This window comes from Aquimarina sp. Aq78, from assembly GCF_900299525.1.
In the GTDB taxonomy this organism is placed as follows: domain Bacteria; phylum Bacteroidota; class Bacteroidia; order Flavobacteriales; family Flavobacteriaceae; genus Aquimarina.
Map to the genome: position 1 here is coordinate 317,810 of NZ_OMKA01000023.1, position 7,115 is coordinate 324,924.

The window sequence follows — 7,115 nt, forward strand, 5'->3', positions numbered from 1 at the left end:
AAAAAAGTATAATATTAACACAGAAATTGTAGGTTTCCATAAAAACAGAGTAACATTTATCTATGCTAAGACATTTATGTTACAAAGGTGTTTTACCATAGAAAACAATATCATGAAAAAATTATTATTTTTAGCTTTACTGGTCATTGCCATTAGTTGTTCAAAAGATGATGAACCAGTAATTAATTCAGATACAAATAACGAAACCGATCCTGTAAATGATAGTATTACTTACTTTACCTTAAAAGTAAATGAATTTTATATTGGTGAAATAGTGAATTCGGGTTTCGTTATTCTTAATGATAACGAGGGAAATATTTTGGCTCATACCCAAATAGAAAATAATAAAGAATACGTTTTTAAAGCAAAAAAAGGGGAGGAAAAAGAATCTTTTACAGTTTCTAGATTTATGTACAGAAACAGAAAATCTTCACAGGTTAATTTTTTGAGTTCGTTTTTTAATATTAAGAAAGGAGCAATATGGAATTTTGAAGGTTCTGATACTAGTGGTGGTGTTATTACCAACCCAAATGACTTGAAAAGTTTTTCTTTGAAAATTCAAAATATTGATGGGTATAATAAAGTTTCGATATCGTCAAATAATGGAGGTGGTAGTTATTCTGGTTCTGGAACAAATAATTCGATGGATTATAATGTCTCATTTCGTAATAACTATAATAAGTTTTTAATTACGGTTCATTTTGAGTTAGAAAAATCAAAATATATTCTTATTGATAATGTGCAAGACCAACAGGAGGTTATTGTTGATGGTAGTGAATTAAAAGAATTCGATTCATATATTCCTATTAATTTACCAAATGATGGTAATGCGTATTTTAAAGATTTAAGAGCTAATCTTACACCAGAAGAAAAATTTGAAACGACTTTATTCACCAAAATTGAAAGCGAGGCAGTAGCTAATTTTGGTGTCTTTGATAATTTTTATGATTTTAATATAAGTATTTATACATCGAATACTGCAGAAAACTATAGTTATAATTATACAAGAGAGTCTCCTACACTTGAAGCTGTAACTATTCCACCGTATAGTACAGATTTCAAACTAATCAGTAGTTCTAAAAATGCTTTTGAGTTTACAGCGAGCCAAAAATATAGTACTAAACGATCAACATGGTCATATCAAATTAGCGATTTTGTAGAGAAAAAATTTCGTTATGATACCTGGAGTTTTCGAAGTAATGAGCTTGAATATCAAACAATACCAAAACTACCTCAGGAGTTTTTAGAACTCTACCCCCATTTTAAGGCAGAAAATTTAAAATATGAAGAGACTAATTTTTCAAAAGGTTATATTCATGGAGGTTTTTTTACAGATGAAAATTCTTCTGAAAATAGCAATATGAAGGTTATAGAATCATTAACGTTTAAAAATCCTGATTACAACAAGTCTTTTAAAAAGAATGAAGATTTTGAAAAAATAATTAAGGAGCTTCAAAACTATAATTATTAGTTTTGTCAAACCTTTTGATACTCTTAAATAACATGAGTTCGGCAGAAAATTACATCGAACTCATGTTATTTATTGTCATTACGCCTCAATATCAATCTTAGGTTGTAACGGTCGCAATACTTGCAGTGCTTTATCTACAGTGGCAACATTTTCAAAAGTTAATAATAAGCGTAACCCGTTTCTGGTGTTCTTTTCTTTCATTTTACAAATTCCAGGATTCTGTTGTACAAATTGCAATACATATGTAAATGCCGGACTTTGATAAAAACCAGATTGTTGATCACTAATAAAATAGCCAATCAACTTATCTTGTTTCATGATAATTTTTTCTAACCCAATAGATGTGGCTATCCATTTTATTCTAACCGAATTTAATAAGTCTACTGCCTGATCTGGTAATTCACCAAAACGATCTACTAATCGTTTTTCGTACTCCTGCAAGTCTGATTCTTCTTTGATCCCATTAAGTTCGGTGTATAAACTAAGTCGTTCGGTAATATTATTGATATAATCATCAGGAAATAACAATTCGAAGTCGGTATCGATCTGTGTGTCTTTTAAATATACTTTGTCTGTTGCTTCTTCCTTATATAATTCTGCAAACTCGTTTTCTTTGAGTTCTTCGATGGCTTCATTCAGGATTTTTTGGTACGTTTCGAAACCAATTTCATTAATAAATCCACTCTGCTCTCCTCCTAACAAGTCTCCTGCTCCACGAATTTCGAGATCTTTCATCGCAATATTAAAACCACTTCCTAGTTCTGAGAATTGCTCTAGTGCTGTGATACGTTTACGGGCATCTTCGGTCATGGCAGAATAGGGAGGAGTAATAAAATAACAAAATGCTTTTTTATTACTTCGACCTACACGCCCTCGCATCTGATGTAGATCTGAAAGTCCAAAATTATTGGCATTATTGATAAAAATGGTATTTGCATTCGGGACATCTAACCCGCTTTCTACAATAGTGGTGGAGATCAAAACATCAAACTCTCCGTTCATAAAAGAAAGCATAAGACTTTCTAGTTTTTTTCCTTCCATCTGCCCATGGCCAACACCTACTTTGGCATCGGGAACTAAGCGTTGTACCATCCCCGCAACTTCCTTAATGTTTTCGATTCGATTATGAATAAAAAACACCTGGCCACCACGTTGGATTTCGTAACTTACAGCATCTCGTATTGTTTCTTCGCTAAATCGTATTACGTTGGTCTCAATGGGATAACGATTGGGAGGCGGAGTAGTAATGGTAGATAAATCCCGTGCTGCCATAAGGCTAAATTGTAATGTTCTTGGGATTGGTGTAGCAGTTAGGGTTAGTGTATCTACATTTTCTTTTATGGTCTTGAGTTTATCTTTTACCGATACCCCAAATTTTTGCTCTTCGTCAATAACTAATAACCCTAGATCTTTAAATTTTACATTTTTGTTAACCAGCTGGTGAGTCCCAATAATGATATCTACTTTACCTACGGCCAGATCTTCGAGGGTCTCTCTTTTTTGTTTTGCCGAGCGGAAACGATTTATATATTCTACAGTTACCGGGAAATCTTTAAGGCGTTCTCTAAACGTTTTTGCATGCTGAAAGGCAAGAATTGTAGTTGGGACTAGAATAGCAACTTGTTTCCCGTTATCAACAGCTTTAAATGCTGCCCGAATAGCGACTTCGGTTTTACCAAAACCAACATCTCCACAAATAAGCCGATCCATTGGGCGTTCACTTTCCATATCGGTTTTTACTGCTTCTGTAGCCGTACTTTGATCGGGGGTATCTTCATATATAAAAGAAGCCTCTAACTCATGTTGTAAATAACTATCTGGATTGTACTGAAACCCTTTTTGCAGTTTCCGCTTAGCATATAACTGAATCAAATTAAAGGCAATATGTTTTACCCGAGCTTTGGTCTTTTGCTTAAGCGTTTTCCAGGCTTTAGAACCTAATTTATATAGCTGTGGAGGTTTACCATCTTTACCATTAAATTTTGAAATCTTATGCAGAGAATGAATACTTAAGTATAGTACATCTCTTTCTCCATAGATTAGCTTGATAGCTTCTTGTTTTTTACCTTCTACATCTATCTTTTGTAATCCACCAAATTTGCCAATTCCATGATCAATATGAGTTACATAATCACCTACATCCAGATTGGTAAGTTCTTTTAGAGTGATCGCCTGTTTCTTGGCATATCCATTTTTAAGATTAAACTTATGGTAACGTTCGAATATCTGGTGATCTGTATAGCAGGCAATTTTACGGTCGTGATCAATAAACCCTTGAAAAGCAGAAAAAACAATGGTTTCATATTGTTTTACATCAAGATCTGCATCGTCAAAAATATCATGAAAACGCTTTGCCTGTTGTTCACTAACACAGAAGATATAATTCTTATAGCCTGTTTCATTATTTTCATTCAGATTTTTGATCAGTAAATCGAATTGTTTATTGAAAGAGGGTTGTGGTTTGGTGTCAAATTTTATGGCATAATCTGCTTTGGTAATAGGGCGGTTACCGATTTCGATTAATGTAAAATCTAATAATTGCTTTTTGATACTCTCTGAAGTAGCAAAAAGCTCTGTTGGGGTACCATGTTTGATATCCTTTGAAAGCGTTTTGAAGGCCTCTTCGGCTTTTTCGAAATTTTTATCAATTCTGGCAGAAAGAAGGTCGATGTCTTTTGTGACAATTACTGTTTTTGAGGCAATATATTTTAAGAAACTTTCTCTGGTTTCTTGTAATGCTTTGTTCTCAACATTTGGGATGATAGAGATTTTTTTAATTTGATCTGTAGATAGTTGAGTTTCTACATCAAAACTTCTAATACTATCAACTTCATCGCCAAAAAATTCGATTCTATAGGGTTCGTCATTACTGAAAGAAAACACATCTACAATACCTCCACGAACCGAAAATTCTCCAGGCTCGGTAACAAAATCTACTCTTTGAAACTGATATTCGAATAATACTTCATTTACAAAATCGAGTGAAAGCGTATCATTAACATTAATTTTTAAAGTATTTTTTTCCAGTTCTTTTCTGGTTACAACCTTTTCAAACAATGCATCGGGATACGTGATGATTAATGCTGGTTTTTTTCTAGAATTGATACGATTAAGTACTTCAGCTCTTAGAAGCACATTTGCATTATCGGTTTCTTCAATTTGGTAAGGTCTACGATAACTCCCAGGGTAAAAAAGTACATTTTTATCCCCCAGTAATTGTTCGAGATCATTAAGATAATAAGCAGCCTCTTCTTTGTCATTAAAAATGCAGAGAAATGGTTTTTCGGCTTGGGTAAAGCTGTTTTGAATAATAAATGATAATGACGATCCAATACTTCCTTGCAGATGTATTTTTGTTTCGGGCTGGGCAATAGCTTCTCCCAGTTTCTGCATTTGCCGAGACTGTGCAACAATTTGCGAGATTAAATTTACACTCACTTAATGATGTTTTGTAGCAAATATAAGAGCTATTCGATTTCTGGCAAAAGGATTTTAAATTTCTATGTTAAATTGTAATGCGTGAGGGATAGTAGCGGCATCCTTTTGTTTGCTATGTTTTGCAATTCAAGCTGTTGTATTCTAATGCATAATTCGGGTTTAAAACTGTTCGGGGATTTTTTATAAACAAAAGATATAGCAGATAGCCCGACCCGAAGGGCACGCCAAAAAATGTATTTAATCTATTTTAACTTACATTAACTAAATTGTGCTAATAATCGATCAAAATCTGTTTCAGAATTGTATACATTCGAAGAAACCCGTATGGCATTACCGCGAAAAGAAATAAAGATATTTTCTTCTTTTAGTTTGGTTTTTAATCTTTCTAAATCTATATGATCTGGTAAATAAATACCGAAAAGATGATGTGCTCTATAATGATCTTCTTCGATAAAACAACCTAAGTTTCTAAGATGTTGTATCGCAGTTGTAGAGATTGTTTTACAATATTCCTGGATGGCTTCTGGTGACCACTCGATCAATTGTTCTATAGCACGGATCAACATTGGGGTTAATACAAAATTACTAGATTCTCCAACCGAATATCTGGCTGCCTTTTCTTTGTAGCGATCTTCGTATTGGGTCAATCCAGTAAAATCCTCGCTGTTATAACGGTTCATCCAGTTATGTTCTATAGGTGTTCCTTCATTAAAAGCATCACTATAATATGCTACTCCGGTAGAATAGGGACCAAGTAACCATTTATACCCTGCACAAATCAAAGCATCGGGTTTGATTTCTGAAACAGAAAAAGGAAGGGCTCCCACACTTTGCGTTCCATCAATAATTAAAAAAGCGTTTGCATCTTCAGTCTTTGCGCGTATCGCCTTTAGGTCAAATAATGTACCATCTGCCCAATGCACATGCGGCATCGCTACAACAGCAGTTTTTTTGGTAATGGCATCAAGGATATTCTGATTCCATAGTGCGCCTCGATCTTTAAAGCTTTTTGGGGGTTTGATTACCGTTATAGAAGCACCATGTTTATTTGCTACCTCTTGCCAGACATATACATTACTGGGAAATTGTTCATCAACTACTATAATTTCATCTCCAGAATTGATGGGGATGTTATTAGCGGCATTAGCAATACCATAGGATACCGAGGGTATAATAGCAATGTTTTTATGATTAGGTGCATCGACCAAAGTAGCAAAACGTTGTTTTAGGATCTCTCTTTGGGTAAAAAAATCTTGAGGTGTGATTTCGTTAGGCCTGGCTTTTTGGATAACAGTGGCAAGACCAACTTCGGTTACAGATTTTAATTGAGGAGCCATATAGGCTCCATTTAGATAAGTGATATCATCTGATAGATCAAAGAGGTGCTTTTGATGTTGCATATGTGTCTGTTATTGAATATAAAAAAGCAATGAATATTGCTTTCTGTAAAGGTAGATATTAGGAATATGTGATGATATTGATCAAAGTTAAAACTATCCTAATTATATAAAATTTTAGTTTCAGTAATCAGAAAATAGTATAAGAATATAAAATTGAGTTTGTTCGGGGGGTCAATAAAATAAGGATATAGAAGCCTTTTTTTTAACAAGAAGAAAAAATATCAAAAAAAAAGCAACTTTTTTTTGCCAGTCCCGAAAAACGAAACTGGCATGTTTTATTATTGCACTATAAAATGATTGCAATGATAACAAATCCAATTTTAAATCCTGATCAGGGTAGGACTAAGTCGGGATGAAATTTTGGACTATGTAGGGTAGGGTTACCCCTTTTATTATTTAGCTATTAGCTGATTTTTTGCAATTCTTAAAATTCTCCTGTGCCTTGGCATGGGAGGGTTTTATTATTGTAATGTACAAAGAAAATAGATTTTTGATAAGAAATAGTAACAATTTTATAAAAACAATGAATATGAAAAACTTTTTATTTAGTGCCATTTTGGTGCTTATATCAACCCCCGCTAGCGCTCGTCTGTGACGGGTGCTGATAAAGATTGGTAAGGTATGAGTGATCAACAACAGTAAGAAATACAGTAAAAACAGTCCCCCTGCTAGCGCTCGTCTGTGACGGGTGCCGATAAAGATGTCTCGTCCTAAAAAAAGTTTACATATTTATACTTAATCCTAAAATAGATTTACATCTATATTTTAATCCTATTATTGTAAACCAATAATAGGATTTTTTGCGG

At 33.7% G+C, this 7,115-nt stretch carries 3 protein-coding genes; 1 reads left to right on the top strand and 2 read right to left on the bottom strand.

Annotated elements, in window-relative coordinates; genetic code table 11:
- Nucleotides 1-112: 112 nt before the first annotated feature.
- Nucleotides 113-1,471, top strand: coding sequence for a hypothetical protein (locus tag DG435_RS14510; RefSeq protein WP_106795099.1), 1,359 nt, complete (start codon nt 113-115; stop codon nt 1,469-1,471).
- Between the two features lie 78 nt (nt 1,472-1,549).
- Here DG435_RS14510 and mfd read toward each other — a convergent pair whose 3' ends face one another.
- The gene (gene mfd, locus DG435_RS14515; protein ID WP_369872078.1) at nt 1,550-4,864 is read right to left on the bottom strand and encodes a transcription-repair coupling factor; all 3,315 of its coding nucleotides are present in this window, start codon (nt 4,862-4,864) and stop codon (nt 1,550-1,552) included.
- Nucleotides 4,865-5,166: 302 nt separating this feature from the next.
- Nucleotides 5,167-6,309, bottom strand: a complete 1,143-nt coding sequence (locus DG435_RS14520) for an aminotransferase class V-fold PLP-dependent enzyme (protein ID WP_106795097.1) — start codon at nt 6,307-6,309, stop codon at nt 5,167-5,169.
- Nucleotides 6,310-7,115: the final 806 nt, after the last annotated feature.

Coding starts and splice junctions, on each gene's coding strand:
- DG435_RS14510 (WP_106795099.1), top strand. CDS start 113: ATGAAAAAATTATTATTTTTAGCTTTACTGGTCATTGCCATTAGTTGT.
- mfd (WP_369872078.1), bottom strand. CDS start 4,864: ATGCAGAAACTGGGAGAAGCTATTGCCCAGCCCGAAACAAAAATACAT.
- DG435_RS14520 (WP_106795097.1), bottom strand. CDS start 6,309: ATGCAACATCAAAAGCACCTCTTTGATCTATCAGATGATATCACTTAT.